Genomic DNA, 25,915 nt, shown 5'->3' on the forward strand with positions numbered 1-25,915 from the left:
CTTCTAGTGGTAGTCGACTAGTTCGACGTTTCCGGCGCCAGCTGTGCTCCAGGTGAAGCAGATGCGCCACTGGTCGTTGACGCGGACGCTGTACTGGCCGGCGCGACCGCCGCTCAACTTCTCCAGCCTGTTACCTGGCGGCACGCGCAGGTCGTTGATGCTCTCGGCAGCGTTGATGAGAGCGAGCTTGTTGTACGTGAGCTTGCTGAGCTCCGGGCTGAGCTTCTTGACGTAACGACGGCGCCATACCGCCTCTGTGTCCTTGTCCCGGAACGAGCGGATCACTGATTAATAGTAACGCGATTCGTTATTAACGCCAAGCGTTACTAATGAAGGGGCACAAAAAGTGTGCATGAAGTAGTCACTGGGGCGAATTACAGTGGTGGAACAGTACTCACCACGAGGGGATCCCATGAACCAGATGCACTCCCCGGACCCGATGCAGCATAGGCCGTTCGTCGGGCGCCCGATCGACGGCAGACTTCTTCTGACAGTGTCGGAAGCCGCAGCAGCTCTGCGGATCTCGCGCTCATCGATCTATCGACTGTTCGATGGCGGCGGACTTGCTTGGGTTCAGATCGGGTCGTCTCGGCGAGTCACATCCGCCGAGATCCATCGCTTCATCGCGGCCCACACCGAAGCCGCGTCTTAACGCCCAGGCGCATATGGCTGAACGCCGGCAGCTTCCACCGCAGATCCGACGCGTCGAGCTAGCTCGACGCGCGGGGAGCAAGGCTGTCGTGCGCTATCAGCTGACCGTCGACACAGGCTCGTCTGACGGAAAGCGCAAACAGCTACGGCGCCGCTATCGCACGGAGAAAGAAGCCCGGACGGCTCTGGCAGAGATCCAAGGTCAGGTAAACGCAGGCACCTATGTCCAGCCGTCGACGCTCACGGTAGACGACGCTTGTGCGGATTGGCTGAAGTCTCGCCATAAGATCCGGCCCACCACAGCTGTGGGCTATGAGTACGTCCTGCAGCCGGTGCGCAGCGAGCTTGGAGACCTCGGTGTTCAAGATCTGACACGCCGGCACATCGACGAACTGATCGTGCAGTTGCGCGACGGAACTCTCGAGCGACCAGGAGGTCGGCCGCGGAAAGCTTGGAGCGCGCGGTCATGCAATTACATGCTGGGAGCACTTTCGCAGGTCCTCGCGCAGCTGGTCGCCGAGGGCCGTTTAGCGAGAAATGTTGCAGGACTGGTCGATCGGGTTCCGGGCAAGGCCAGAAAATTCGAGACGTTCACTGCCGACCAGGTGCGCACCGTCTTAAGGGGCATCGCCAGTGATCGCAACCGACATGCGTGGCACCTCGCTCTGGCCGGCTTACGACGCGGGGAGATCGCTGGTTTGCGTTGGGAAGACGTGGATCTCGACCGGCGGACAGTGCTGATTGAAAAGACCCGCGTGGATGTCGGGGGCCGCGCGCTTGACCAAGATGACCCGAAAACGGCATCAGCTAGCCGAGTGCTACCACTGCCCGACGCATTGCTCGCCGAACTCAACGCAGCGAAAGCCCGCCAGGCGGCAGAAAGGCTGTCACTCGGAGAGGCCTACGCCGGCAAAAACTATGTCGTCTGCAACGAGGCGGGCGAGCCTTACCACCCGTCGACGCTCTCAACCATGTGGCATGGAGCCATCAAGAGTCTCGCCGTGCCGCAGGTGCGGTTGCATGACGCCCGACATACCTGCGCGACACTCATGCATCTTCAGGGCGTTCCCATTGCGTTGGTGGCGGCCTGGCTGGGCCACGCCGACGTGTCGTTCACTCTTCGCACCTATGTACATGCGCAGCCTGACGCTCTCGAGATAGCAGCACGCAGCTTTGCTCCGCCGGCATCCCGCGCCGGCGACTGACGCAGTCGCACACGCGTGCGGTGACACCAAATAATCGACTGTGACAATCTGTGACAATTTCCGAACTTGTCGAACGCGTGTGCACTCCGCAAAGAGGGAAAAGCGCTGTTCAAACGATTTTTTATGGTCGGGCTGACAGGATTTGAACCTGCGACCACTTGACCCCCAGTCAAGTGCGCTACCAAACTGCGCCACAGCCCGAAGCCGCCGTCCTGATGACCGGCAGCAGGTGAAGAGCCTACAGGAGACCGAAGAGGCGGCCGCAAGCCAAGCCGTCAGGTCGTCGTCGGCTCGCTCAGCTTGACCAGCATCTTGCCGATGTTCGCTCCGGTGAAGAGCCCGTTGAGCGCGTCGACGCAGGACTCGATGCCGTCAAAGATGGTCTGGCGGGACTTGATTCGGCCCTCATGGCCCCACTGCCGTAGCGCGGCCGAGGCCTCGTCGAAGCGGCCCCACTGGTCGAGTGCGTTGAAGCCCTGCATGGTCGCCGTCTTGGACAGCAGGTTGACGTAGTTGACCGGGCCGGGGTGATCGCCGCTGAGGTAGCTGGAGATGATGCCGCAGAGCACGACTCGGGCGTTCATGGCCAACCGGCCCAGCACCGCGTCGAGGATCGGACCGCCGACATTGTCGAAGTACACGTTCACCCGATCGGGACAATGCTGTTTGAGGGCGGCCGGCAGATCGTCGTTCTTGTAGTCGATGCAGGCGTCAAAACCGAAGTCCTCGACCACCGCCCGGCACTTCTCCGGGCCGCCCGCAATGCCCACCACCCGCGCCCCGGCGATCTTGGCGATCTGCCCGGCGATCGAACCGGTGGCGCCCGCGGCAGCCGACACGACAACGGTGTCGCCGGCCTGCGGCTTGCCGACGTCGGTCATCCCGATATAAGCGGTCGCGCCGGTCGGTCCGTAGACCGACATGATTGCCAGCTGATCGCTCTCACCGGGGATGGGCGTGCTGAACACGTCGTCACGGATGATCACGTACTCCTGAAAACCGGTGAGCGTGGTGATCACGTCGCCGACCGCGTAGGCATCGCACCGGGACGACACCACCTCGCCGATCCCGGCCGCTCGGATCACCTCGCCCAGTCCGACCGGCGGCAGATAGCCCTGCTGATCGTTGAGCCAGGTCCGCACTGCGGCGTCGAGGCCGACGTAGGTGGTGCGCACCAGCGCCTCCCCCTCGGCCGGCTGCGGCGCCGCGGTGGTCACGAGTTCGGTGTCTCCCGGCTCGACCAGCCCGCTCGGGCGGCGACGCAGCAGGACCTGGCGATTGGCTAACTCGGGCACGCACCAGAAACTACCGAATGCGAATGCCCCGTCAGCGATGTTCGTGGTATGCGAGCATCGATCAATGAAATCCGAGGATGATCCAGAAGCCCGTATCCGGGAACTGGAACAGCCACTGGCCGAGGCGGCACGCGCCTCCGAGGCCGCGGCGGATCAGTCGCCTAGCAAGTGGGCGCCGCCGTCCGGTCCCCCGGTGCCGCCGCCGCTCCCCCTGGCCTACAGCGGACCGTTTTCCGGTCCCAGCGCCGCAACGCCCGCGCGTGGGCAGCTTCGCTGGATTCTGGTCGCGCTCTTCGTGATTGGCGTGATGTGCCTGCCCGTGGCCATCTTCCTCTTCGGCAAACACCAGGTCTCGCGCAGCGCCTTGCCCTCCATGGCGCCCATTCCCAGCGTGTCGTCGAAGAGTCCCACCGCGTCGCGGACGATTCCGAGCACGCCGGGTCCGGCGACACCGGGTACTTCGGTGACGACAGCGCCGGCGGGTGAGAACGTCACCGTCTCCGGCATCAACGAAGTCCGGACCATCCGTTGCGACGGGAGGCGGCGTCAGCATCAGCGGAATCACCAACATCGTGACCGTCACCGGCCACTGTGCGAGCGTCAATGTCTCAGGTATCCAGAACCAACTCACCCTCGACGTGGCCGACTCGATCCAAGCCTCAGGCTCGGGTAACCGGGTCACGTTCCACACCGGAACTCCGAAAATCGCCAAGTCCGGCTTCGACAACGTCGTCCAGAAGGGCTGAGGCTCAGGGGGCCAGCAGCCGGTACAAGCCGATCAGCCCGACCGCGACGATCGTGGCACGCAGCGCGTTCGGCGACAGCCGACGACCGTAGTGCGCGCCCAGCCAGCCGCCGATCAGCGAGCCACCGGCGATGAGCCCAGCCGCTGCCCAGCTCACCCGGTCGAAGGCGGTTACGGTATACGCAAGCGCCGCAACAATATTGACGATCAACGCCAACAAGTTCTTGGCGGCGTTGGTGCGCTGCACCGGTTCGGGAAGCAGTGCTCCCATCGCACCGATGAGCATGATCCCCTGCGCTGCAGTGAAATAGCCGCCGTAGATGCCGATGAGGAAGGTGCTCACCACCAGGGCGGCCATCCGGCGCGGCGAGACGTGGTCAGCCGACTGGCCTGACTTCTCAGCCCGCTGACGCGCCCACGACTGTATTCGCGGTCCGACCACCACCAGGATCAGTGCCGCGACGAGCAACACCGGCACCACCTGGGTGAAGACCCGGTCGGGCAGGTGTAACAGCAGCCAGGCGCCCAACGCGGCACCGACGATCGACGCGGGTATCTGCCAGCGCAGCCGATCCCACTGGCCGCGCAATTCGCGGCGATAACCCCACGTTCCCGATACGCTGCCGGCCACCAGGCCGACCGCATTCGACATCGTCGCTGTCACCGGCGGGTAGCCCATGGCAACGAGCGTGGGGAAAGTGATCAACGTGCCCGAGCCGACGACGGCGTTGATGGCGCCTGCGCCCAGACCGGCGAGAAGAATCAGGATTGCGTGGCTCGACGACACTGAATTGACTGTAGTTGGCCCGGTTTCGGCGCCTGCGTCACAGTCAGCGGGATTTGGGTTTGCGCTTCTCGCGCATCCGCACGTTGATCCGGATTGGACTGCCCTCGAAGCCGAAGGTCTCGCGCAGGCGACGTTCGAGGAACCGGCGGTAGCCGGCCTCCAAGAAGCCACTGGTGAACAGCACGAAGGTCGGCGGGCGGGCGGTGGCCTGGGTGGCGAACAGGATCCGCGGCTGCTTGCCGCCTCGCACCGGCGGCGGAGTGGCCGCGACGACTTCCTTGATCCAGGTGTTCAACCGGCCGGTGCTGATTCGGGTGTCCCAGGCTGCCAGCGCACTTTCCAGGGCCGGGACCAGTTTCTGCACGGCGCGACCGGTCTTGGCCGAGATGTTCACCCGCTGCGCCCAACGGATCTGGACCAGTTCGCGATCGATCTCTTTCTCCAGCGAATACCGTCGATCTTCGTCGACCAGGTCCCATTTGTTGTACGCCAGCACCAAGGCCCGGCCGGCCTCGATTACCATCGACAGGATCCGCAGGTCCTGTTCGGTCAGCGGCGCCGATCCGTCGATCAACACGATCACCACTTCGGCGGCGTCGATCGCACCGTGGGTGCGAACCGAGGCGTAGAACTCATGGCCGCTGGCCTGACCGACCTTGCGTCGCAGACCGGCCGTATCGACGAATCTCCAGATCTTGCCATCCAATTCGATCAGCGAGTCGACCGGATCCACGGTAGTGCCGGCGACGTCGTGCACCACCGACCGCTGATCGCCCGCCAGCCGATTCATCAGCGAGCTCTTGCCGACGTTGGGCTTGCCCACCAGCGCGACCCGCCGCGGACCGCCCTTGCCGGACGCCGCTTCGGCCACCTCAGGAAGTGCGTCGACGACCGCGTCGAGCAGATCTCCGACGCCACGCCCGTGCATCGCGCTGATCGCATGCGGCTCACCGATTCCCAGCGACCACAGCGCGGCGGCGTCGGACTCCGCTTTGTCACTGTCGACCTTGTTGGCGGCCAGGAACACCGGCTTGCCCGAGCGGCGCAGGATGCGTGCCGCGGCCTCGTCACCGGTGGTCGCGCCGGTGATCGCGTCCACCACCAGGATCACCGCGTCCGCGGTGCGCATGGCCACCGAGGCCTGCTCGGCAACCAGTTGCTGCAGACCCTTGGCATCGGGTTCCCATCCGCCGGTGTCCTGCACGACGAAACGGCGCCCGGTCCACAAAGCGTCATAGGAGACACGGTCCCGGGTCACCCCCGGGATGTCCTGCACCACCGCTTCCCGGCGACCCAGAATTCGGTTGACCAGAGTGGACTTGCCGACGTTGGGGCGGCCCACCACCGCCACCACCGGCGGCGGTCCCGCGTCCAGCTCATCGAAGACTTCTTCGAATTCCGCTGATTCCCAGTCGCTTTCGTCGACCCAGGTGCCGTCCTCACTCATCTGACCGACTCGCTTCGCTGCTGGACCAGATTCAACAGGTGATCGATCACCTGGGATTCGGTCATCTCGCTGGTATCGACGATCACCGCGTCGTCGGCGGCCCGCAGTGGCGACACGGCGCGGGTGGAGTCGATGTGATCACGGCGCCGGACGTCGGCGAGCACGCCGTCGTAATCGTCGGGAAGACCGGCGGCGACGTTCTGGTCGTTGCGGCGCCGCGCGCGGGTCTCGGCCGAGGCCGTCAAGAACACCTTGAGGTCGGCCTTCGGCAACACCACGGTTCCGATGTCACGCCCCTCGACCACGACATTGCCTGGCCCGTCGGCCAGAGCGCGCTGCAGATCGACGAGCCGAGTGCGCACCGCGGGCACCGAGGACACCGCCGAGACGGCTTTGGTGACCTCGTCGCCGCGGATCTCCGACGAGACGTCTTGACTGTTGAGGTAACTGCGGCTGTCGTCAGGATCGTGGCCCACCGACATGTCCGCCGTCGATGCAACGTCCCGGACGGCGGCCTGGTCGTCAAGGTCGACTCCGGCACGCAGCACCGCTAGCGTGGCGATGCGGTACATGGCGCCGGTGTCGAGGTAGCGGGCATGCAGCAGTCGCGCCAAACCTCTTGACACCGAAGACTTTCCGGTGCCGGCCGGACCGTCGATGGCGACAACCGTACCGTTTGCCGCGCTCACAATCCGACCGCTTTGTAGAGTTCCCCGATTTCACTACGGCGCAACGCCCTGATGCTGCCCGGCCGTTGATCGCCGAGCGTGACCGCGCCGATGTCGGTGCGCACCAAAGTCTGTACCGGGAAACCGGCGGCCTTGAGCATCCGGCGCACGATTCGCTTGCGCCCCTCGTGCAGCGTGACCCGGATCATGGACTTACCCGGGATCGCGTCCACCACCGCGAAATCGTCGACGGCGATCGGGCCGTCCTCCAATTCGATGCCGGTGCGCAGTTTCTTGCCGAGGCCGCGTGGTACCGCGCCGTTGACAGTGGCGACATAGGTCTTGGGTATCTCGTACGACGGGTGCATCAAGCGGTGTGCGAGTTCGCCGTCGTTGGTGAGCAGGATCAGCCCCTCGGTGTCGGCGTCCAGACGTCCGACGTGAAAGAGCTTCTTGTTGCCCCGGACTCGATGTTCAACCAGGTCGCCGATGCACGGTCGCCCGCGATCGTCCGACATCGTGGAATGCATGCCCCGTGGCTTGTTCAGTGCCAGATACACCATCGACTCGTCGAGTATCACCCGCGCACCGTCGACGCGGATGTCCGACGCGTCGGGGTCGACCCGGGTGCCCAGCTCGGTCACCACCTGTCCGTCGATCTCGACACGGCCGTCGGTGATCATTCGTTCGGCAACACGGCGCGACGCAATTCCGGCCTGGGACAACACTTTTTGAAGGCGAACCCCATCGGGCTCGCCGGCTGTTGCCATCATTCGTGATCCACGTCGAACGACAACGGCTGGTCGTTGGCGACCGGACCGCCCGCAAGCTTCGCGAAACGTGGTTCAGCGTCCAGAGATTCGCTGAGATCGTCGATCATGTCGACGTCGGGAAGCAGTGGTGCGATGTCCGGGAGATCGGCCAGTGATGACAACCCGAGGCGTTCCAGGAACAACTCGGTGGTGGAGAACGTCACCGCGCCGGTGTCAGCGTCGGTGCCGGCCTCGGTGATCAGGCCGCGCGCCAGCAGGGTGCGCATCACCGCGTCGACGTTGACCCCGCGGACCGCGCTCACCCGCGCGCGGGTAACCGGCTGTCGGTAGGCCACCACGGCCAAGGTCTCCAGCGCGGCCCGGGTCAGCTTCGAACGCGATCCGTCCAGCAGCAGTCGCTCCACGTAGGGCGCAAACCGGGCCCGCGTGTACAACCGCCACCCGCCGCCCGCTTCGCGGAGATCGATGCCGCTGTCCTTTTCGGTGAGCTCGTCGGCCATCTGGCGGAGCTTGGCGGCGATCCGGTAAACGGGCTGCTCGGTGGCCGCGCCCAGCTGTTCCACCGTCACCGGGGTGTCGACGACCAACAGCAGAGCTTCGAGGACCGCCCCCAGCTCGCCGTCTTCGAGCTCGGGTGCGGTGGCGACGTCGATACCCAAGTTCGTCTCGGCCGCGTCGTTCTCGGCCACGTCGACGCTCAGGTCTGCATCGAGCGGTTCGCTCATGAGTATTCGTCCCGCAATTCTGCGCTGGTCGGCTGTTCTCCGGTCCACGAAACCTGGAGCACACCAAGCGGTTCTGACTGGTCGAATGCTACCGCTCGGGAGCGATACAGCTCGAGCAGAGCCAGGAAGCGGCCCACGATCTCGATGGGTTCGCATTCGGCGACGAGGTCGGAGAACGACGCCCACTGCCCAACTCCACGCTGTTCCAGGAACCACAGCAACCGTTTGGCTTGCTCGGGCACCGATACGTAGATCTGGTGAAGATGCTCGGTGCCGACCGTGGGCACCGGCCGCGGCGTGAAAGCGGTTGCGGCGATCTCCGCGAAAGTCTGGGCGTCGACGCCGAGCATCACCTCGGGCAGCAGGTCGGCGAACTGCTCCTCCAGCGAGACAGCGCGCGGGTAGCTGCGCAGCGCGGCGGCTTCGAGCTCGCCGAACATCATCGCGACGTGCTTGAACGCCCGGTACTGCAGTAGCCGCGCGAACAGCAGGTCGCGGACCTCCAACAGCGCCAGGTCTTCTTCGTCGCTCACCTGGCCGGACGGCAGCAGCCGGGCCGCCTTCAGGTCGAGCAACGTCGCGGCGACCACCAGGAATGCCGTGGTCTCGTCGAGCTCCAGTGCCCGGCCGATGGCTTTGGTGTAGCCGATGAAATCGTCGGTGACCTGGTGCAGCGCCACCTCGGTCACGTCCAGCCGGTGAGCGAAAATGAGCTGCAACAGTAGGTCGAAAGGGCCCTCGAAATTCGTCAGCCTGACCTGGAAGCCGTTTTTGGGTGGTTCCTCGCAGGTCGCGGGGGCGTTCACGCGCCGAACCGGTCGATCACCTCGCGGGCCAGCGACCGGTAGGCAACCGCGCCGCCGGATTTCGGTGCCCACGAGGTGATCGGCTCGCCGGCGACACTGGTCTCCGGAAAGCGGACGGTACGGGTGATGACGGTGTCGAACACCAGGTCGCCGAAGCGCTCCACCACCCGGGCCATCACCTCGCGGGAGTTCACCGTTCGCGGGTCGTAGCGGGTGATCAGGATGCCGCTGATGTCCAGCTTCGGGTTGAGCCGGTCGCGCACCTTCTCGACGGTGTCGGTCAGCAGGGCCAGACCGCGAAGCGAGAAGAACTCGCACTCAGTCGGGATGACGACGCCGTCGGAGCACGCCAACCCGTTGACCGTGAGCAAGCCCAGCGAGGGTTGGCAGTCGATCAGCACATAGTCGTAGCGGTCCAGCACCGGATGCAGCGCGCGAGACAGCGTCTGCTCTCGGCCCACCTCATTGACCAGCTGGATCTCTGCCGCGGACAGGTCGATGTTGCTGGGCACCAGATCGAGGTTCTTGACCCTGGTGTGCATCAGCACGTGGTCGAGCGACACCCGCGGCTCGACCAGCAGGTTGTGGATCGTGTGTTCCAGCTCGTAATGCGGCACGCCGAGTCCCGCCGAGAGAGCGCCCTGTGGATCCAGGTCGACCAGCAACACCCGGCGGCCGTATTCGGCCAGGGCGGCACCCAGGTTGATCGTCGACGTGGTTTTTCCCACGCCGCCTTTCTGGTTGCACATCGCAATGACCTTGGCCGGCCCATGCGAGCTGCGCGGCTTGGGTTCGGGAATCGTCCGCGGCAGACGCCCGGTCAGGCCGACCTCGGTGCCATCGGCATCGTCACTCATCTGCGCCGCTCCTCGGCATCGCTGCGCTCTGCATCGTCGCCGGCGGTGGACATGATTGCCCCTCGTACGGCGATCGGGCAGCGGCGGGCATGGCTCGAAAGTCTAACGGGTATGTGCGCCCGCGCCGGAAGACCCGCAACAACGTCACCTGCGAATTTGAGGGCGCCAGTTGCGTCGCGCGGCGGTCTAGTGTGGCGGCATGAGTCTGAAGCAGCGCATCCCCTTGCTGCGGTGGTCGTTCTGGCGGATGGCGGCCGGCGTGCGAAATATCACCACGACGGGCCAGATCGGCGACGGGCGTGAAGCGGCTGCGGTCGAGTACGTACTGAAGCACGCCCGCGCGGGCGATATCGACGACGTCCTCGCAGCGATCGACCGGTTCGCCTACGAGAAATCGCTGCTGATCAATGTCGGCGACGAGAAAGGCGCTCTGCTCGACGCCGCGGTGGGGCGTGCCGACCCGAAACTGGCGCTCGAGCTCGGCACCTACTGCGGATACAGCGCGCTGCGTATCGCCCGGTCCGCGCCTGGTGCCCACGTCTATTCCGTGGAGCTTGCCGAGGCCAACGCCGACAACGCCCGCCGGATCTGGGCGCACGCAGGCGTCGCCGACCGGATCACCTGCGTGGTCGGCACCCTCGGCGACGGCGGACGTACTCTCGACGCATTGGGCGGCGCGGCTGAGTTCGGTTCTGGCGCTTTGGATTTCGTCTTCATCGACCACGACAAGGATGCTTATCTCGTCGATCTGCAGAGCATCCTCGACCGGGGCTGGCTGCACACCGGTTCGATTGTGGTCGCCGACAACGTCAAGATGCCGGGCGCACCGGAGTACCGCGAATACATGCGCAGGCAACAGGGCACGCTCTGGAACACGACCGAGCACAAAACGCACGTCGAATACCAGAGCCTGCTGTCGGATCTGGTGCTGGAGTCGGAGTACCTGGGCGGCTAACGCGCCCGCGGGTGGGCTTCGGCCCAGACTTCGCGCAGGGCGTGGACGGTGACCATCGTGTAGATCTGCGTGGTGGTCACCGATGCGTGTCCCAGTAACTCCTGGACGACGCGGACGTCGGCGCCGCCTTCGAGCAGATGTGTTGCGAACGAATGTCGCAACGTGTGCGGGGAGACGCCTGAGGTGATGCCGGCCCGGTCCGCAGCATCCTGCAACACCTGCCACGCGCTCTGCCGCGACAAGCGCCCGCCGCGAGCGTTGAGAAAGATCGCCGGTGTACCTCGGCCGCGACGTGCCAATTCGGTGCGCCCGCGAACCAGGTAGGCGTCCAACGCCTGGACGGCGGGACGTCCGATCGGAACCAGTCGCTGCTTGCCGCCTTTTCCGCGCAGCAGCACCGACCGGGCTTCGGTGTCGACATCGTCGACGTCGAGACCGACCGCTTCGGAGATTCGCGCCCCGGTGGAATACAGCAGCTCGAGCAGCGCGCGATTGCGTAGCGTCAGCGGCCCGTCGGACGGACTGTCGCCGCCCGCGCCGGCCAGCAACGCAAGCACCTGATCGAGGCTGAGGCTCTTGGGCAGTCGCCGGCCCGGCGTCGGTGGTTTGACGGCCTGTGCGACGTCGAACTCAGCCAGGCCTTCGGCGGCGGCGAATCGGTGGAAGCCACGCACCGCGATCAGGGTTCGCGCGGCCGAGACCGCGGACAACGGTGAGATGCCGGCGTCGGGGTCTCCTCGGCGCAGTGCCACCAGGAATTCGCTGACGTCGTCTTCGGCGACGTTGGCCAGGTCGTCGACGCCGCGGGTGGTCAGGTGCTCGAAGTACCGCCGCAGATCTCGCCGGTAGGAGCTCAACGTGTTCGCCGCGACGCCGCGCTCGATCGTCAGATGATCGAGGTATCCCTGCAGTTGGCCCTCCAACGGCAGCGCCAGCGTCGTCACCGGGCACCGTCCGATCGCCCGACTCCCCCGCGGGACTTCCGCGCGCGGAACGCCGTCGGCCGGTCGATCCACGGCGCATCCACCGGCCGCGTTCGCGCGACGCCCTCGGTGACCGCATGGGCCGCCAGAATCCCGCTCACCGCAAGGGAATTCGTGATCTCACCGCTGAAGATCCGTTGCACGGCGTCGGCGAGCGGGTACCACTGCATCGTCATGTCCGCTTCTTCGTCGTGCGCCGCGGGCCGCTCGACTTCGGTCAACCCGGTGGCCAGAAACACCCGCACCGACTCGTCACTGAAGCCGGGCGCGGAATCGAGGTCCGCCAGCACCTCCCAGTTTTCGGCGTGCAGCCCGGCTTCCTCCTGGAGTTCGCGTGCCGCGCTCAGCTCCGGTGCCTCGCCCTCGATGTCGAGTAGCCCGGCGGGCAACTCCCACAGCCGACGGCCGAACGGGTGGCGGTACTGGTAGACCAGCGGAATCTGGCCGTCGTCATTCAACGCCACTATCGCGACCGCGCCGAAATTCTCGACGACCTCCCGGGTGGCGACACCGCCGCCGGGCATCCGCACCCGGTCGACCCGCAACGCGAAAATCTTTCCGCTGTGCAGTGTTTCGGACGACATCGTCTCGAAGACGTGCTCACCCACGGGTGACGGGCTCGGGCTCAGGCAGTGTCGACTCGGACCCCTCGTGCTGCTCGCTGCCGTTGGCGCGCCGCTCCGGCATCTCGAGGGAAAGCCGCTCGGCCGCCTTGTACTCGATGGCCGCGCCGATGAAGCCGGTGAACAGCGGATGCGGTCGGGTCGGTCGGCTCTTGAGCTCGGGGTGCGCCTGGGTGCCGACGACAAACGAGTGCATCTCCGGTGGATACTCGACGAACTCGACCAGATGCCCGTCCGGCGAGGTGCCGGAGAACTTCAGCCCGCTCTCGGCGATCCGGTCCCGGTAGGCGTTGTTGACCTCGTAGCGATGCCGATGCCGTTCGGATACCTCGGTTGCCTGATAAGCCTGGGCGACAATGGAATCGGGCTCCAGCACCGCGGGGTAAGCACCCAGCCGCATGGTTCCGCCGAGATCAGCTTCGCCGGCGACGATCTCTTCCTGATCGGCCATCGTGGAGATGACGGGATCTGAGGTGTCCGGGTCGAACTCGGCGGAGTTGGCCCCGGACAGGCCGACCGAGCGCGCGGCTTCGATCACGATGCACTGCATGCCCAGGCAGAGGCCCAGTACAGGCAGCCCACGGGCCCGGGCGTGCGAGATCGCGCCGATCTTGCCCTCGATGCCGCGGATGCCGAACCCACCGGGGATGAGCACGCCGTGGACGTCCTCGAGTACGGCGGCCGCGCCACCCGCGGTCTCGCAGTCATCGGAACCCACCCAGCGGATCTCGACCTTCGCGCGGTGCTTGAAACCGGCCGCCCGCAGCGCCTCGCTGACCGACAGGTAGGCATCCGAGAGGTCGATGTATTTGCCCACCAGCGCAATTCGCACCGTCTCCTGCGGGTCGTGCACCCGGCGCAGCAGGTCGTCCCATTCGGTCCAGTCGACGTCGCGGAACGGCAGGTTGAGCCGGCGCACCACGTAGGCGTCCAGCTCCTCGCGATGCAGCACCTTCGGGATGTCATAGATCGACGGTGCGTCGGGAGTGGAGATGATGCCGTCGATGTCGACGTCGCACATCAGCGCGATCTTGTTCTTCAGCGGTTCGGGAACAGCGCGGTCGCAGCGCAGGATCAACGCGTCGGGGGTGATACCGATGCTGCGCAGTGCGTTCACCGAGTGCTGGGTGGGCTTGGTCTTCAGCTCGCCCGACGGTGCCAGATACGGGATCAGCGACACGTGCAGGAAGAAGACGTTCTCCCGGCCGATGTCGTGGCGCACCTGGCGGGCCGCTTCGAGGAAAGGCTGCGACTCGATGTCGCCGACGGTGCCGCCGATCTCGGTGATGACGACATCGGGACGCTTGCCGTCGGCGTCCGGCTCGGCCATCGCCAGGATCCGGCTCTTGATCTCGTCGGTGATGTGCGGGATCACCTGAACCGTGTCGCCGAGGTACTCCCCGCGCCGCTCCTTGGCGATGACCGTTGAATACACCTGTCCGGTGGTGACATTCGCCGAACCGGACAGATCGCGGTCCAGGAAGCGTTCGTAGTGGCCGACGTCGAGGTCCGTTTCGGCGCCGTCCTCGGTGACAAAGACTTCGCCGTGCTGAAACGGGTTCATCGTGCCCGGGTCGACGTTGAGATAGGGATCCAGCTTCTGCATCGTCACCTGCAGCCCGCGGGCGGTAAGCAACTGACCCAAGCTGCTCGCGGTCAGTCCCTTACCCAGTGACGAGACGACCCCGCCGCTGACGAAGAGATGCTTGGTGGCGGTCTGCGGATGCTTTCGCAATGTGGCGACCTCCGTGAAGACGGCGCAGGGCTAGCCTCTGATGAGGGCTGTTTTCCAGCTTGGGGGCCTGCCGACCCACGGAAACTTACCCTAACAAACACTGCGCCAACCCGTCGCTAACACGCCCGGCGACGAGACCACGACGATGCCCGCGGGCTAGGTCGCGACGGTGAGGCCCGTGCTGCGGTGGCCCGTTCCGTACTGACCTGTACGACCGCCGTTGATCAGATCGGCCACTCCGAGGACCACCGTCACCCGGCCGGCTTCGGCGCCGAGATTGTCGACGGTGCTGATCACCGGGGTGACCCCGGCGTCGGCACGGGCCACTCCCACCGCGGCGGGTCCGTCCGACGAGCCGTCACGCCCAGCGAGCAGCACCCCGGTGCCGTGCGGCGCGAGCGCAGCGGCGAAACGCGCCACGCTGACCCCCTGATTACCGGCGTCGTTGCTCAGCGCGCCGCCGGTGATCACGACCGCGGCATTGGATGCACCGAGGTGCTGGTTGCCGTACCCGATGAATCCGGTGTCGCGCAGCGCGGCCAGCACGGTGTCTCGTTGCGCGTCGTCGACCGGCGGGACGGCGGGGTCGCGGTTGATCAACAGCGCGATGCCCAGCAGGTCGCCGGCCTGCGATCCCTGATCGACCTGTTTGGTGCTCAGTTGCGCCCCGGCGGGCAGCACCGACGAGTTCACCACCGAATGCAACTTCTCCGCAGAGTTCGCATCGACGAATTCCTGGGTCAGTGACACCGTCCCGGTGACCCCTCCGCCTGCCTGGGCGACGACCTTCGACACCGCGTCGACGTCCTCGTCCTTGGCGTCGGGGGCGCGGAAGATGACCAGGGACTTGCCGTTCAGCGCGTCGTGGACCATCCGGCCGGCCATTTGCGTGTCGAAAGCGTTGGCGGAGTTGAGCTTTGCATTCAAGCTGGTCTTGTCGCCGTTGAGCTCGTCGACTTGGCGGTGCAGGCTGCGGGCCTCGTCACGCAATCCGGACATCATCGTGTTCGACAGGAAACCCGAGCCGAGGATGACTCCCACCGCCAGGGCCAGGAACACCGCGGCCAGCGAGATCGCATGCTGACGAAGAGATATCACGTCGCCACCGTCCTAATGGATCCAGTGTTGAAACCAGAGGATGAAGTGATTCCAGTAGGTGGCGGCCCAGTGCAGTACCACCGTGTCGGTGCGCGACACCCACAGTGCGGCGATGATGGAGACCAGCATCGTCATGATCAGCAACGCGATCGCGCCGCCGGAGATCCGGTTGTGATACAGCGTCGCAACGGCTTTGGCGTCCACCACCTTTTCGCCGACTCGCAGCCGGGTGAGGAACGTCGACGGGTTGCTGTGCTGGCGGGTCCGGTCGAAGAACGTCTCGATGTTGGCGCGGTGTCCCGCGGTCACCAGCAGCGCGGCGCCATGGTGGTCGGCCAACAGCAGTGCCAGGTCGGCGGGGGAACCCGCGGCGGGGAACGTCATGGCACCGACACCGAGGTCCTGGATCCGCTCCAGGCCGGGGGCATGTCCGTCGGCGTCGGCCGGTAGAACCACCTGGGCCCCGCACTTGAGCACCTCGGTGCTCAGTTCGCTGGGGTCGCCGACGATCAACTGCGGGCGATAACCGGCCTTGCGCAACACATCTGCGCCGGAGCCGACCCCGATCAGGACCGGCTGGTACTCCTTGATGAACGGCTTGAGTCGCTTGAGGTCGTCGGCGGCGTCTTCTTCGTCGGCCACCACGACGACGTGGCGACGACGCAACTCGATGTCGACGTCGGGAATGCCGATGCCGTCGATCAGCAGCGGGCTCTCGCTGCGGATGAACTCAATGGTGTTGCCGGCGAACGCTTCCAGGTGGGCGACCAGCCCGCTCTTGGCTTCCTGCATCAGGTCGGCGATTTCTTCGTCGGTGCGTTCGGTGCCGCGAATCAGCCGGCGGTCTCCGATGTAGACGCCGCCGTTGTAGAGGCGGACCTTCGACCCGTCTTTGATCTTCTTGAAGACGTCGGTCCCGGTCTCGTCGATCAGCGTGACACCGTTGGCCAGCAGCACCTCGGGTCCCAGATTGGGGTAGCGACCCGACACCGACGGGGACGCGTTGATCACGGCGGCGATCTCGGCGTCGACCAGCGCGTCGGCGGTGATTCGATCGAGGTCCAACACATCGAGGACCGCGATGTCGCCCGGGCACACCCGGCGCAGCAGCCGGTCGATGTCGCGGTCGACACGGGCGGTTCCGATGAGCCCGGGCCGCGAGGTGTTGCGGGACAACAGTGAGGACAAGGTGGTGGTCACGCTCATGGAGGCGATTCTGTCGGTGAACCCGAGAACGAGCGGGGAGGCGCGCCGTAACAAAAGCCTCAGAAGTTATATCGTGTCACACCTGTCACAGGCCTCGTCGCGCTTTTCAGGTCGCAATACGGTCACAGTCCGCGGCGTCGAGCAGTTCGCGGGCGTGCGCGCGTGCGGTGTCCGAATCACCCAGTCCGGCCAGCATTCTGGCGAGTTCGGCGACCCGGTCGTCGCCGTCGAGGCGGCGGACTCCACTGGCGCCGTTCTTTCCGTTGGTGTCGACCATCAGGTGGATGTCGGCGTAGGCGGCCACCTGCGGTAGATGGGTCACCACAATGACCTGCCGGTTGCGGGCCAGGCGCGCCAGTCGCCGGCCGATCTGCACCGCCGCGCGGCCGCCGACACCGGCGTCGACTTCGTCGAACACCATCGTGGTGCCGGTGGTCGACGCAGCCAGGACCACCTCGAGGGCGAGCATGACTCGGGACAGTTCCCCACCCGAGGCACTCTTGGCCAGCGGCAGCACAGTCATGCCGCGGTGCGCGGCGAAGCCGAATTCGACCACGTCGACGCCGTCACCCCCGGCGTGGGCCTGTGCGCCGGAGGCAAGGGTGAGTGCCGCGGGATCGTCAGCGGTGGCCGGCATCATCGACACGGTAATGGTGAACTCGGCGTCCGCCATGGCCAGACCGGACAGCTCGCCGGTGACTTCCTTGGCAAGCCGTTTAGCGGCCTGGGTCCGTACCTTGCTGAGTTCTGCTGCAGCAGATGCTAATTGGACGGCCAACTCATCGACCCGTCGCTGCAGGCCGGCCAATGCCTCTTCGGAGACGTCGAGCTGCGCCAGCCGGTCGCGGGCTTCACGCGCCCACAGCAACACGCCGTCGATGTCGGCGGCATACTTGCGGGTGAGGGTACGCAGCTCCGCTTGCCGGGCCAGCTTCCCGTCCAATGTGCTGGCATCCGAGGGCAATTCACTCAGGTAGCCGCTCAGTTCACGAGAGGCATCGCCGACCACCGCGAGGGCCTCCTCGAGTTGCGCGGCCAATGCCCGCAGCGTCGAATCCTCGGTCGACTCCAGCGCCGCCTTGGCCCGTGCCAGGCAGTCCGCAGCGGAAGCGATCTGCGCGGACGGGTCGGCGGTTGCCTCATCCCTCGCCCCGGTCAACGCACTGCGCGCGTCAGATGCGGCCTCGCGCAGTGCATCCAACTCAGAGAGCCGACGAATGTCGCCGACCAGTGACTCGTCTTCACCGGGGGCGGGATCGACGCTGTCGATCTCGTTCAAAGCGAACTTCAACCGGTCGGCCTCCTGGGCCAGTTCGCGCGCCCGGTTGCTGCGGTCGATGAAGTCACGCTTGGCGATCTGCCACGCCTCACGCACCTTGCGGTACTTCTCCAGTCGAGAGTCGACCCCGGCGAACCGGTCGAGTGCGCCGCGCTGTTCGTCGGGCCGCATCAACCGCAACTGGTCGTTCTGCCCGTGCAGGGTGAGCAACTCCGCGGTGAACCCGCTCAGTGATTTGGCCGGCACGCTCCGGCCGCCGAGGTAGGCCCGCGACGGACCCTCCCGGCTGACCGATCGCAAAGCGATGATGCTGCCGTCCTCGTCACGTTCGGCTCCAGACCCGTCCAGCAACTCGTCGAGCAGGGCGGCGGCCTTGTCGTCGAGGTCCGCTGTGGTGAACCGACCCTCGACCACGGCTCGTTCGGCGCCCGAGCGCACCCGATTCGCGTCGGCGCGGGCTCCGCCGAGCAGATGCAGACTCGTCACCACCATCGTCTTGCCGGTGCCGGTCTCCCCCGTCAAAACGGTTAAGCCGCTGCCGAATTCGGCTGTCGCGACACTGATTGCACCTAGCGACTCGATCCGAATCTCGGAAAGCACCGCTACCGTCCGCGCCAGCCGGTGACAGGGAGCCGGAATTTGCGCACCAACCGGTCGGTGAACGGCGCGCTGTCCAGCCGGGCCCACTTCACCGATGCGTCGCAGCGTTGGATCTCCAGCCGCGCCCCGGCCGGCACCCGCATCTCGCGTCGGCCGTCGCAGAACACCAGGGCATCGTGCCCGTCGCCCTCGATTTCGATGGCGATGCGGGCATCGGGGCTGGTCACCATCGGACGGGCGAACAGTGCATGCGCGTTGTTGGGCACCACCAGTAGTGCCTCCAGGTCGGGCCACAGGATCGGGCCGCCGGCGGAGAAGGCGTAGGCGGTGGATCCGGTGGGCGTCGACACCAGAACACCGTCGCAGCCGAATGTCGACACCGGGCGTCCGTCAACCTCGAGGACCACGCCCAGCACTCCGAGCCGAGGGCCTTTCTCCAGGCTGGCCTCGTTGAGCGCCCACCCGCGCGAAACTTCTTCGTCTTTGACCCGGACGGTGATGTCCAGCGTCAGCCGCTCCTCGAGTCGATAGCTGCGCGCCACCACATGCTCGAGCACGGTGTCGATGGCCTCGGTCTCGGCCTCGGCGAGAAAGCCGATGCGGCCCAGATTGATGCCGAGCACCGGCACGTTGGCGTTGCGGGCCAGCTCGGCAGCCCGCAAAAAGGTGCCGTCGCCGCCTAGGCCGATGACCAGCTCGCAGCCCTGCGCGGCATCGGGATCGGCGTCGACGAGCTCGATGTCGACACCCAGGGCGCGGCCATCGTCGGGTCCCAGCGGAACAGGTCCGCGATCGACGGCTTCAGCCGACAACACGCGAAGGTGAATGTTGTTGTCGTTCAATACTTTTTCGATCCGGCACGCGGTTTCGGTCGCCTCTTCACGCCCGGTGTGGACCACCAGCAGGACGGTGCGCTCACTCGTCATTGCGGGCCTGCCTCGACCGCGTTGCGGACCGCGAATTCCAGCTCATCTCCAGACAAACCCCGATCGGTTTCGGCGCGTAACCACAGAAAGTATTCAACGTTGCCCGACGGACCCGGCAGCGGGCTGGCGGTGACGCCGACGCCGTGCCAACCCAGCTCGCCGGCGCGGCGGGCGACGCTGAGGACCGCGCTGACGCGCAGCTCCGGGTCGTGGACGACCCCACCTGCGCCGACCTGCCCCTTACCCACTTCGAACTGCGGCTTCACCATGGGAACGATATCCGCGCCGGGCAGGGCGCATCCAGTCAGCGCGGGCAGCACCGTGGTCAGCGAGATGAAGGACAGATCGGCGACAACCGTCTCGGCTTTGCCGCCGATCGCCTCCGGCGTGAGTTCTCGCACATTGGTTCGTTCGATGACCGCCACCCGGGCGTCGGAGCGCAGCGACCAGGCCAGTTGTCCATAGCCGACGTCGACGGCGACGACTTCGCGGGCACCACGATCCAGCAGGACCTCGGTGAATCCGCCCGTCGATGCTCCTGCGTCCAGACAGCGCCGGCTCTCGACGTCGATGCCGAAGGTGTCCAGCGCACCGATCAGCTTGTGCGCGCCGCGTGACACCCAGCGACGTTCGGCGTCCTCGGCGACCTTCAGCGCGGCGGTGGCCGCGACAGCGGTGCCGGGTTTGACCGCGGGCATCCCATCGATGCTCACCTTGCCGGCGCCGATCAACTCCGCGGCCTGCTGCCGTGATCGGGCCAGCCCGCGACGGACCAGCTCGGCGTCGACACGCGTGCGCCGCGGCACCGCGGCCTCAGGCTCTCTCCGCCGACTCCAGCGCCCGCACGAGCATGTCGTGTGCCTCGGAAAGCTGGCGGGCGAGCTCCTCGAGGTCGGCCTCGGCGGGCATCTTGTCGGGGTTCGCAGGATCTGGCAGCTCGGCGAGGATGGCGTTGATCCGTGCGCGGATCTCGTCAGGGTCGGTGTTGATGGCGCCACTCCTCCTCATCGCGTTGCTCTGCATCGTCGTCGGCGCGACTCATCGCTGTTCTACGCTACGGGATTTAGGTCAACGACCACCGTTCAAGGGCCGCGTGTGCGGTGTCGTCGCCGGCCTCGACCCCGGTGGCCTGCGTCGACCACACCGCATGGGCGACGGCCCGAACGATCGAAAGCCCGTCGCCGTAGTCGTCTTTGACGCTGCTGACCGTGACTGTGCTGTTTCCGGAGTCGACTTTCCAGGCCTCCTGCGGGCCGACGGCGAGCTCTTCGGCCTCTTGGTGCAGCGACCGAAGGTCGTGGCCGATGAAGGTCGGGCGTTCCTCGGCACCGGCGAACACGGCGTCGCGTGCTGAATTGACGCCGGTCAGCACCATCAGGCTGGGTAGCTCGGCGGCGCCGGCGCCGGCGATGTCGGTGTTCAGCCGGTCACCGACCACCAGTGGTGTCCGAAAGTCGCCGCGTGCCAATGCATCTCGCAGCAATGTCGGCGCAGGCTTACCCGCGACCTGCGGTTCGGCGTCGGTCGCAGCCCGCAACGCGGCCACCATCGACCCGTTGCCGGGTAGCAGACCTCGTTCAGTCGGCAGGGTGGCGTCGACGTTGGCGGCCACCCACAGCGCGCCTGCCCGGATCGCCAGCGCCGCCTCGGCCAGCATGGCCCAGCAGGTGTCCGGCGAATGACCCTGCACCACGGCGTCGGGGTTCTCGTCGTAGCTGCGGACCGGTGTCAACCCGGCCGCAGTGATCTCGGCGGCCAGCGACTCCGTGCCTATCACCAACACCCGAGATTGCGGCGACAATTGGCCGGCCAGAAGATGAGCCGCGCTTTGAGCGCTGGTGACGACGTCCTCGGCGACAGCCCGCAGACCGAGATCAGTCAGGTGGTGAGCGACCTCCTCGGCGCTTCGCGAGGCGTTGTTGGTGACGTACAGCGCCCGGCCCGACGCCTCGTCCAGCGCTTCGATGGCGCCCTCGGTCAACTCATGGCCGCGAAAAACCGTGCCATCGAGGTCGAGGAGCAGGCAATCATGTTCCCGGGCAAGCGTTCCCACGTCAGCCGAGCTCGCTCACGCGGTCTTCGGCGTCGGTGGCCCCGTGGATGTCGGCTTCGGCGGCGTGCAAGAACCACTGCAGCGCCTCGTCACCGCGATCCAGCGCCAGCAGCGTCTCGGCATAGGCATAGAACAACCTGGCCGAGATCGTGCCAGTGCGGCTCGGGTCCAGCTGCGGGGTGGACAGCACGGTGAGGGCCTGCTCCAGCTGACCCAGGTCGGCGCGGGCGCCGGCGGTGACGATGCGCATCTCGTCGGCTTCGTCTCCGGTGAGTTTGCCGGCCTCCTCGCCGCGGGCCAGCTCGAGCGCCCGTTCGGGTCGGCCCAGGCCTCGTTCGCAGTCCGCGATCAACGGAAGTAGCGGCGACTTGCTGCCCATCCTGCGGGCAGCCCGTAACTCGGCGATAGCCTGCGCCCAATCCCCACACTGATAGGCGGCGATTCCGACCGCTTCACGGACAGCGGCGATTCGCCCGGAGCGGGCCCGCGCGGCCCGGGCGTGGTTGAGCGCAGCCTCAGGATCTTCGTCGAGCAACTCGCCCGCGGCGACCAGGTGACGTGCGACAGCATCTGCGTTGGCTTTGTCCAGTGTGCTGAGCTCTCGCCGAACGTCGGGCGCGAGCTGCTTCGCCTCGATCTCTTTGGGAATCGGCGGCTCGTCGCGGTCGTTGTCGGCGCCGTTCCGTGGTGGCGGTTGACGGTCACGGCCCGGGCCGGATGAGCGGCCGTCGGGACGCCCGTCCCGTCGCTGCGGTCCGCGTGGGCCGTCTGCGCCTCTGCCGCGAGACGGGCGGCGATCACCACCTGTTCTGTTGTCGACCACGGAAACCTTTCGCCACGAAACCTCGTGTCAGGATACGGGCAGCGTCGGTTCGCCCGGTAATCCCGACCCTCCGGGTCAGAGCACGGCGTCAGCCAGCCGGTCCACCTGATCCAGCGACGCGACCGCCGGGTGAAAGAGCAGCCGATCGAAGCCCAAGTCGCGATAGACCCGGACCGTGTGGCGCGCATCCTGCGCCGTGGTGATGATGTCGTCGACATTGAGCTTGGCGTAGTCCGGCTTGAATCCGTAGTAGTGCGCAAGGTGCGCGCGACCCGCGTCGGCGGTGCCATTGCCGCCGATGGCGACGTTCACCGACGCGTGATTGGTCGGCTCTCCGGCGCGTCCGGCGGCTTGCCATCCCTGCCGGACCCGGTCGATGAACTCGGCTTGAGCCTTGTAGTCGCGCAGCGCTCCGGCGACCCAGCCGTCGCCGATCATGGTCGCGCGTCGCAGCGTCGCCTTCGACTTTCCACCGAAGAGCAGCGGAACGTTTACCGGCCGAGGCACCAACGGGCTCTCCCCGACCAGCGGCTTGCCCCGCCAGACCTCCCACATGGCGGTCACTTCCTGGTCGAGCAACCGGCCTCGCTTGTCGAAGTCGACACCCGCGGCGGTGTAGTCGTCTTCACGCGCGCCGACAGCGATACCAACCGCCAGGCGATCGCCCGCGGCCAGCGCGAGGCTGGCGAGCTGCTTAGCCAGAATCGCCGGCGGATACAGCGGCGCCAGAAGGATATTGGTCACCAGCGCAAGGTGGGTGGTGGCTCCGGCAGCCAACGCCAGGGCGATGACGGAGTCGATGCTGGGGTAGATCAGCCGGTCGATCGTGGTAATCGACTCGAAGCCACGTTCCTCGGCTCGGCGGGACCATTCCACCATGAGCGGCCCTGGCACTCCGGCGACATTGTTGGGCAGTCCGATTCCGATGTCCATGAAAGTTCCCTTCTCACTTGCCGTCAGCGGCGGCTGTGTCAGACCCACGGGTTGAACGTCGGGTCAGGATTGACGACGGCGAACTGCTCCGCGTACTCCCCGTTGCGCTCCGCGTCACGCAAATCGCGAGCAGCGGTCACGATCACCTCGTCGGAGTCTGGATTGGCCACCATCAGGCCGAGCATCTCGTCGATGAAATCGTCGACGGTCATCGTGAAGGAGTCCCCGAGACCGTCCATCTCGGTCTCGATTCGCGGCGGCGCGACCTCGACGACGCGAACCTGGCTGTCCCGCAGCAGGAAACGTAGTGCCTCCGTGTAGGCGTGCAACCCCGCCTTGGTGGCGCTGTAGGTCGGCGCGATCGCCATCGGGACGAACGCCAGCGCAGAGGTGACATTGACGACCGCCGCAGTCGGCTGGGACTTCAGTCCGGGGATCAGCAAGGAGGTCAACGTGATCGGACCGAGCAGGTTGGTCGCGACGACTGCCGACGCGCTGTCGGGATCGGGTGCATCCACATTCTCCAGCGCCATGACGCCGGCGTTGTTGATCACCACATTGAGGTCGGGATACTGCCGTTCGACCTCAGTGACGAAGCGCAAGATCGACTGCCCGTCGGTCAAATCCAGCCGCAGGTAGCCGATGCCCGGACATTCATCGGCGGCGGCGCGTAACGCGTCGGTACGGCGGCCCGCGATGACGACACGATTGCCGGCTTTACGCAGTGCAATGGCCAGGCCGCGGCCGATCCCGCTGCCGCCGCCGGTCACCAGAATGGTGTTGTCCGTCAATCGCATTGGGCCCGCCTTCTTTCCGCTCGGGTGGTGATTCATTCGCCTTCGAGAGTCGGCCCTGACGGGGTCTTTCGGCCAGCACCACCACATAACTGTCGACAAATAGGCAGCAGGTGAGCATCAGACGTAATGTTTTCGCTGTGTTGGACGCTCTGACGGCCAGATTATTCATGCGCTTCAGCTATCGCCGCGGGTGTCGTTCCGCCGGGTCGCTGACGTCATCGGCGCGCCTGAGCAGGTGGTAGCCCGTCGTTACCGGAAACTGCACCGTAGCGGCGCGGTTCGCGTGATCGGACTGGTGAACCCCCAGGTCTACGGCGATTGCCAGTGGGTGGTACGGGTGCGAGCCAAGCCGGATGACGTGCCACGGCTGGCTACTGCGCTTGCACGGCGGCCCGAAGTCACCCATGCCAACGTGCTTTCGGGGTGGACCGAATTCGTCTGCATCATCCGGGCACCACTTGGCGAAACGAAAGACAGTATCCTGCAGCGCCTTCCGCGGACATCGACAGTGCTGGCCCTGGAAGTCGATCTGGTTCTGCGGGTGTTCGGTGAGCCGGCCAACGCCCAGTGGACCGCCTACGGTCACACCCTCGACTCGACCCAGGCTGACCTGATCAGAGAGGAGAACGCGGGACCGGCGGATCAACCGGCCGGTCCGGCGATTCCGGGCGAGCCGGATCAGCCCCTGCTCGATGCGCTGTCCGCCGACGGGCGTGCACCGCACGCCCGTCTCGCCGCCGACACCGGGTGGTCACCTGCGCGGGTGAAACGGCGCATTGCCGCCCTCGAGACAGCAGGCACCCTGACATTCGACGTCGACCTACTGCCGGCGCAGCTCGGCTTTGACGTCAACGCCATGTTGTGGCTGACCACATCGCCCAGGCACCTCGCCAGCGTCGCCGACCAAATCGCCGCGCATGACGAGGTCGCCTCGGTGATCGCGGTCAGCGGACGCAACAACCTGATGGCGGTCGTCATCTGCCGCGACGTCGACCACCTCTACCGGTACGTCGCTGAGCGACTGGCCCGCATCGAGCACGTCCACAGCTACGACATGAGCATTCGTGCCCAACGCCTCAAGCAGGCCGGCTCGCTGGTTGCGCACGGCCGGCTGGTCCGACCGGGCTCGTAAATCTGTGACGGATCGGCCGTCCCTCGCCAACGGCCGGTAGCCTCGCGACCGTGCTGGATTGGGATCACAACGCCTACTACCACCGGATGCTGCTCCGGTCATCGCCGCCGCGAAGCCAACGTGTGCTCGACGTCGGTTGCGGTGCCGGAACATTCGCGTCTCGGCTGGCGCAGCATGTGGAGCGAGTGGACGCGATCGATCGTTCGGCGGCGATGATCGATCTCGCCCGCCGGCGCACACCCGGCAACGTGACATGCATCCTGGACGACGTCATGACGTGCGATCTGCCTGCGAACGGCTATGACGCGATCTTCTCGATCTGCGCTGTGCACCATCTCGACCTGGAACAGGCACTGCGGCGCTGCGCGGAGCTGCTGCGGCCCGGCGGCACGCTGGCCATCATCGCCTTGCCTCGCAAGGACCTGCGCCACGAGCTGGGCGCGGAAATCATTGCCGCACTGGGGCATCGATTGTTCGGTGCGATATTTGTGATCGCCCGCGCGGTTGGTCGCGACGATTGGTTCGCGAAGGATTCGACGCATTCGTTGATGCCTGTCGTGCTGGCCCCGGAGCTGTCGATGCGCGAAGTGGCCGAGCGGGCGGCTGAGGCTTTGCCCGGTGTGCGGGTGCGCCGACTCGTGTTCTGGCGCTACTCATTGCATTGGGAGAAACCTACGTAGTCGTCTAGGTGCACAAATGCCCGTGCCCCCCAGGGTTTTTGGGGGGCACGGGTGTGTTGTGTGTGTTCGGCGGTGTCCTACTTTTCCACCCGGGTGGGTAGTATCATCGGCGCTGGCAGGCTTAGCTTCCGGG

The 25,915-nt window shown here is 66.1% G+C and carries 29 protein-coding genes and 1 tRNA gene; 6 read left to right on the forward strand and 24 right to left on the reverse strand.

From position 1 onward, the window contains the following. Nucleotides 1–3: 3 nt before the first annotated feature. Entirely contained in the window at nucleotides 4–285 is a 282-nt protein-coding gene (locus CYU59_RS12315) for a type II toxin-antitoxin system RelE/ParE family toxin (protein ID WP_292989665.1), read from the reverse strand. 154 nt (nucleotides 286–439) lie between these two features. On the opposite strand from CYU59_RS12315, the gene CYU59_RS29005 reads away from it, so the two are divergent. Next, entirely contained in the window at nucleotides 440–652 is a 213-nt protein-coding gene (locus tag CYU59_RS29005; RefSeq protein ID WP_363114455.1) for a helix-turn-helix domain-containing protein, read from the forward strand. 88 nt (nucleotides 653–740) lie between these two features. Beyond that, nucleotides 741–1,856: a site-specific integrase gene (locus CYU59_RS12320; RefSeq protein ID WP_292989667.1), complete on the forward strand. Its 1,116-nt coding sequence runs from the start codon at nucleotides 741–743 to the stop codon at nucleotides 1,854–1,856. 124 nt (nucleotides 1,857–1,980) lie between these two features. Here CYU59_RS12320 and CYU59_RS12325 read toward each other — a convergent pair. From CYU59_RS12325 to CYU59_RS12335, 3 genes are all read right to left on the reverse strand, one after another. Then, nucleotides 1,981–2,057, reverse strand: a tRNA-Pro gene (locus CYU59_RS12325). A 74-nt stretch (nucleotides 2,058–2,131) separates the two neighbouring features. Further along, a complete protein-coding gene (locus tag CYU59_RS12330; protein ID WP_292989670.1) occupies nucleotides 2,132–3,151 on the reverse strand; it encodes an NADP-dependent oxidoreductase in 1,020 nt (339 codons plus the stop codon). A 216-nt stretch (nucleotides 3,152–3,367) separates the two neighbouring features. After that, nucleotides 3,368–3,676, reverse strand: coding sequence for a hypothetical protein (locus CYU59_RS12335; protein WP_292989783.1), 309 nt, complete (start codon nucleotides 3,674–3,676; stop codon nucleotides 3,368–3,370). Here CYU59_RS12335 and CYU59_RS12340 point away from each other — a divergent pair. Then, a complete protein-coding gene (locus CYU59_RS12340; protein ID WP_292989672.1) occupies nucleotides 3,634–3,897 on the forward strand; it encodes a DUF3060 domain-containing protein in 264 nt (87 codons plus the stop codon). The genes CYU59_RS12335 and CYU59_RS12340 overlap by 43 nt on opposite strands. A 3-nt stretch (nucleotides 3,898–3,900) precedes the next feature. Here CYU59_RS12340 and CYU59_RS12345 read toward each other — a convergent pair whose 3' ends face one another. Genes CYU59_RS12345 through CYU59_RS12375 form a run of 7 tightly spaced genes read right to left on the reverse strand, consistent with a single transcriptional unit; the run spans nucleotide 3,901 to nucleotide 9,959 of the window. Continuing rightward, nucleotides 3,901–4,683, reverse strand: a complete 783-nt coding sequence (locus CYU59_RS12345) for a sulfite exporter TauE/SafE family protein (protein WP_292989674.1) — start codon at nucleotides 4,681–4,683, stop codon at nucleotides 3,901–3,903. A gap of 43 nt (nucleotides 4,684–4,726) precedes the next feature. After that, nucleotides 4,727–6,130: a ribosome biogenesis GTPase Der gene (gene der / locus CYU59_RS12350; protein ID WP_292989676.1), complete on the reverse strand. Its 1,404-nt coding sequence runs from the start codon at nucleotides 6,128–6,130 to the stop codon at nucleotides 4,727–4,729. Beyond that, complete coding sequence (gene cmk / locus CYU59_RS12355; RefSeq protein WP_292989679.1) at nucleotides 6,127–6,819, reverse strand: (d)CMP kinase; 693 nt, start codon at nucleotides 6,817–6,819, stop codon at nucleotides 6,127–6,129. Before cmk ends, der begins: the two co-directional genes overlap by 4 nt. Continuing rightward, on the reverse strand, nucleotides 6,816–7,571 hold the full coding sequence (locus CYU59_RS12360; RefSeq protein WP_292989682.1) for a pseudouridine synthase: 756 nt from the start codon (nucleotides 7,569–7,571) through the stop codon (nucleotides 6,816–6,818). Before CYU59_RS12360 ends, cmk begins: the two co-directional genes overlap by 4 nt. Next, entirely contained in the window at nucleotides 7,568–8,296 is a 729-nt protein-coding gene (scpB, locus tag CYU59_RS12365) for an SMC-Scp complex subunit ScpB (protein ID WP_292989685.1), read from the reverse strand. Before scpB ends, CYU59_RS12360 begins: the two co-directional genes overlap by 4 nt. After that, nucleotides 8,293–9,102, reverse strand: a complete 810-nt coding sequence (locus tag CYU59_RS12370; RefSeq protein ID WP_292989687.1) for a segregation/condensation protein A — start codon at nucleotides 9,100–9,102, stop codon at nucleotides 8,293–8,295. Before CYU59_RS12370 ends, scpB begins: the two co-directional genes overlap by 4 nt. After that, nucleotides 9,099–9,959: a ParA family protein gene (locus tag CYU59_RS12375; RefSeq protein WP_292989689.1), complete on the reverse strand. Its 861-nt coding sequence runs from the start codon at nucleotides 9,957–9,959 to the stop codon at nucleotides 9,099–9,101. The genes CYU59_RS12370 and CYU59_RS12375 overlap by 4 nt, the downstream gene beginning before the upstream one ends. Before the next feature lie 199 nt (nucleotides 9,960–10,158). On the opposite strand from CYU59_RS12375, the gene CYU59_RS12380 reads away from it, so the two are divergent. After that, nucleotides 10,159–10,914, forward strand: a complete 756-nt coding sequence (locus CYU59_RS12380) for an O-methyltransferase (RefSeq protein WP_292989692.1) — start codon at nucleotides 10,159–10,161, stop codon at nucleotides 10,912–10,914. On the opposite strand, the gene xerD is transcribed toward CYU59_RS12380, so the two are convergent. The 13 genes from xerD to CYU59_RS12445 all read right to left on the reverse strand — a co-directional run bounded on the left by xerD (nucleotide 10,911) and on the right by CYU59_RS12445 (nucleotide 23,970). Continuing rightward, entirely contained in the window at nucleotides 10,911–11,858 is a 948-nt protein-coding gene (gene xerD, locus CYU59_RS12385) for a site-specific tyrosine recombinase XerD (protein WP_292989694.1), read from the reverse strand. The genes CYU59_RS12380 and xerD overlap by 4 nt on opposite strands. Then, entirely contained in the window at nucleotides 11,855–12,505 is a 651-nt protein-coding gene (locus tag CYU59_RS12390; RefSeq protein ID WP_292989697.1) for an NUDIX hydrolase, read from the reverse strand. Before CYU59_RS12390 ends, xerD begins: the two co-directional genes overlap by 4 nt. Beyond that, nucleotides 12,498–14,255, reverse strand: coding sequence for a CTP synthase (locus tag CYU59_RS12395; protein WP_292989699.1), 1,758 nt, complete (start codon nucleotides 14,253–14,255; stop codon nucleotides 12,498–12,500). Before CYU59_RS12395 ends, CYU59_RS12390 begins: the two co-directional genes overlap by 8 nt. A gap of 156 nt (nucleotides 14,256–14,411) precedes the next feature. Continuing rightward, nucleotides 14,412–15,353, reverse strand: a complete 942-nt coding sequence (locus CYU59_RS12400; protein ID WP_292989702.1) for a copper transporter — start codon at nucleotides 15,351–15,353, stop codon at nucleotides 14,412–14,414. A gap of 12 nt (nucleotides 15,354–15,365) precedes the next feature. Beyond that, entirely contained in the window at nucleotides 15,366–16,559 is a 1,194-nt protein-coding gene (gene steA / locus CYU59_RS12405) for a putative cytokinetic ring protein SteA (RefSeq protein WP_292989704.1), read from the reverse strand. A gap of 106 nt (nucleotides 16,560–16,665) precedes the next feature. Further along, a complete protein-coding gene (recN, locus tag CYU59_RS12410) occupies nucleotides 16,666–18,438 on the reverse strand; it encodes a DNA repair protein RecN (RefSeq protein ID WP_292989706.1) in 1,773 nt (590 codons plus the stop codon). 2 nt (nucleotides 18,439–18,440) lie between these two features. Beyond that, nucleotides 18,441–19,364, reverse strand: coding sequence for an NAD kinase (locus tag CYU59_RS12415; protein ID WP_292989708.1), 924 nt, complete (start codon nucleotides 19,362–19,364; stop codon nucleotides 18,441–18,443). Continuing rightward, complete coding sequence (locus CYU59_RS12420) at nucleotides 19,361–20,170, reverse strand: TlyA family RNA methyltransferase (RefSeq protein ID WP_292989710.1); 810 nt, start codon at nucleotides 20,168–20,170, stop codon at nucleotides 19,361–19,363. The genes CYU59_RS12415 and CYU59_RS12420 overlap by 4 nt, the downstream gene beginning before the upstream one ends. A 7-nt stretch (nucleotides 20,171–20,177) precedes the next feature. Beyond that, nucleotides 20,178–20,354 carry a hypothetical protein gene (locus CYU59_RS12425; protein ID WP_292989780.1) on the reverse strand — a complete coding sequence of 59 codons (177 nt, stop codon included), beginning with the start codon at nucleotides 20,352–20,354 and terminating at the stop codon, nucleotides 20,178–20,180. A gap of 73 nt (nucleotides 20,355–20,427) precedes the next feature. Next, nucleotides 20,428–21,417, reverse strand: coding sequence for an HAD-IIA family hydrolase (locus tag CYU59_RS12430; RefSeq protein ID WP_292989712.1), 990 nt, complete (start codon nucleotides 21,415–21,417; stop codon nucleotides 20,428–20,430). 1 nt (nucleotide 21,418) lies between these two features. After that, entirely contained in the window at nucleotides 21,419–22,240 is an 822-nt protein-coding gene (locus tag CYU59_RS12435; protein WP_292989714.1) for a tetratricopeptide repeat protein, read from the reverse strand. A gap of 75 nt (nucleotides 22,241–22,315) precedes the next feature. Then, a complete protein-coding gene (locus CYU59_RS12440) occupies nucleotides 22,316–23,173 on the reverse strand; it encodes an LLM class flavin-dependent oxidoreductase (RefSeq protein ID WP_292989717.1) in 858 nt (285 codons plus the stop codon). A 38-nt stretch (nucleotides 23,174–23,211) separates the two neighbouring features. After that, the gene (locus CYU59_RS12445) at nucleotides 23,212–23,970 is read right to left on the reverse strand and encodes an SDR family NAD(P)-dependent oxidoreductase (protein WP_292989720.1); all 759 of its coding nucleotides are present in this window, start codon (nucleotides 23,968–23,970) and stop codon (nucleotides 23,212–23,214) included. Nucleotides 23,971–24,160: 190 nt separating this feature from the next. On the opposite strand from CYU59_RS12445, the gene CYU59_RS12450 reads away from it, so the two are divergent. Together CYU59_RS12450 and CYU59_RS12455 are read left to right on the forward strand one after the other, a co-directional pair. After that, nucleotides 24,161–25,102: an Lrp/AsnC family transcriptional regulator gene (locus CYU59_RS12450; RefSeq protein WP_292989723.1), complete on the forward strand. Its 942-nt coding sequence runs from the start codon at nucleotides 24,161–24,163 to the stop codon at nucleotides 25,100–25,102. A gap of 50 nt (nucleotides 25,103–25,152) precedes the next feature. Next, on the forward strand, nucleotides 25,153–25,782 hold the full coding sequence (locus tag CYU59_RS12455; protein ID WP_292989725.1) for a class I SAM-dependent methyltransferase: 630 nt from the start codon (nucleotides 25,153–25,155) through the stop codon (nucleotides 25,780–25,782). Nucleotides 25,783–25,915: the final 133 nt, after the last annotated feature.

Source organism: Mycobacterium sp. (assembly GCF_002863225.1).
Lineage (GTDB): Bacteria > Actinomycetota > Actinomycetes > Mycobacteriales > Mycobacteriaceae > Mycobacterium.

Excerpts from the sequence above, each read along its gene's own strand:
- CYU59_RS29005 (WP_363114455.1), top strand. The coding sequence starts at position 440 with ATGCAGCATAGGCCGTTCGTCGGGCGCCCGATCGACGGCAGACTTCTT.
- CYU59_RS12335 (WP_292989783.1), bottom strand. The coding sequence starts at position 3,676 with ATGGTCCGGACTTCGTTGATGCCGGAGACGGTGACGTTCTCACCCGCC.
- der (WP_292989676.1), bottom strand. The coding sequence starts at position 6,130 with ATGAGTGAGGACGGCACCTGGGTCGACGAAAGCGACTGGGAATCAGCG.
- CYU59_RS12360 (WP_292989682.1), bottom strand. The coding sequence starts at position 7,571 with ATGATGGCAACAGCCGGCGAGCCCGATGGGGTTCGCCTTCAAAAAGTG.
- scpB (WP_292989685.1), bottom strand. The coding sequence starts at position 8,296 with ATGAGCGAACCGCTCGATGCAGACCTGAGCGTCGACGTGGCCGAGAAC.
- CYU59_RS12375 (WP_292989689.1), bottom strand. The coding sequence starts at position 9,959 with ATGAGTGACGATGCCGATGGCACCGAGGTCGGCCTGACCGGGCGTCTG.
- CYU59_RS12380 (WP_292989692.1), top strand. The coding sequence starts at position 10,159 with ATGAGTCTGAAGCAGCGCATCCCCTTGCTGCGGTGGTCGTTCTGGCGG.
- steA (WP_292989704.1), bottom strand. The coding sequence starts at position 16,559 with ATGAGCGTGACCACCACCTTGTCCTCACTGTTGTCCCGCAACACCTCG.
- CYU59_RS12415 (WP_292989708.1), bottom strand. The coding sequence starts at position 19,364 with ATGACGAGTGAGCGCACCGTCCTGCTGGTGGTCCACACCGGGCGTGAA.
- CYU59_RS12440 (WP_292989717.1), bottom strand. The coding sequence starts at position 23,173 with ATGGACATCGGAATCGGACTGCCCAACAATGTCGCCGGAGTGCCAGGG.
- CYU59_RS12445 (WP_292989720.1), bottom strand. The coding sequence starts at position 23,970 with ATGCGATTGACGGACAACACCATTCTGGTGACCGGCGGCGGCAGCGGG.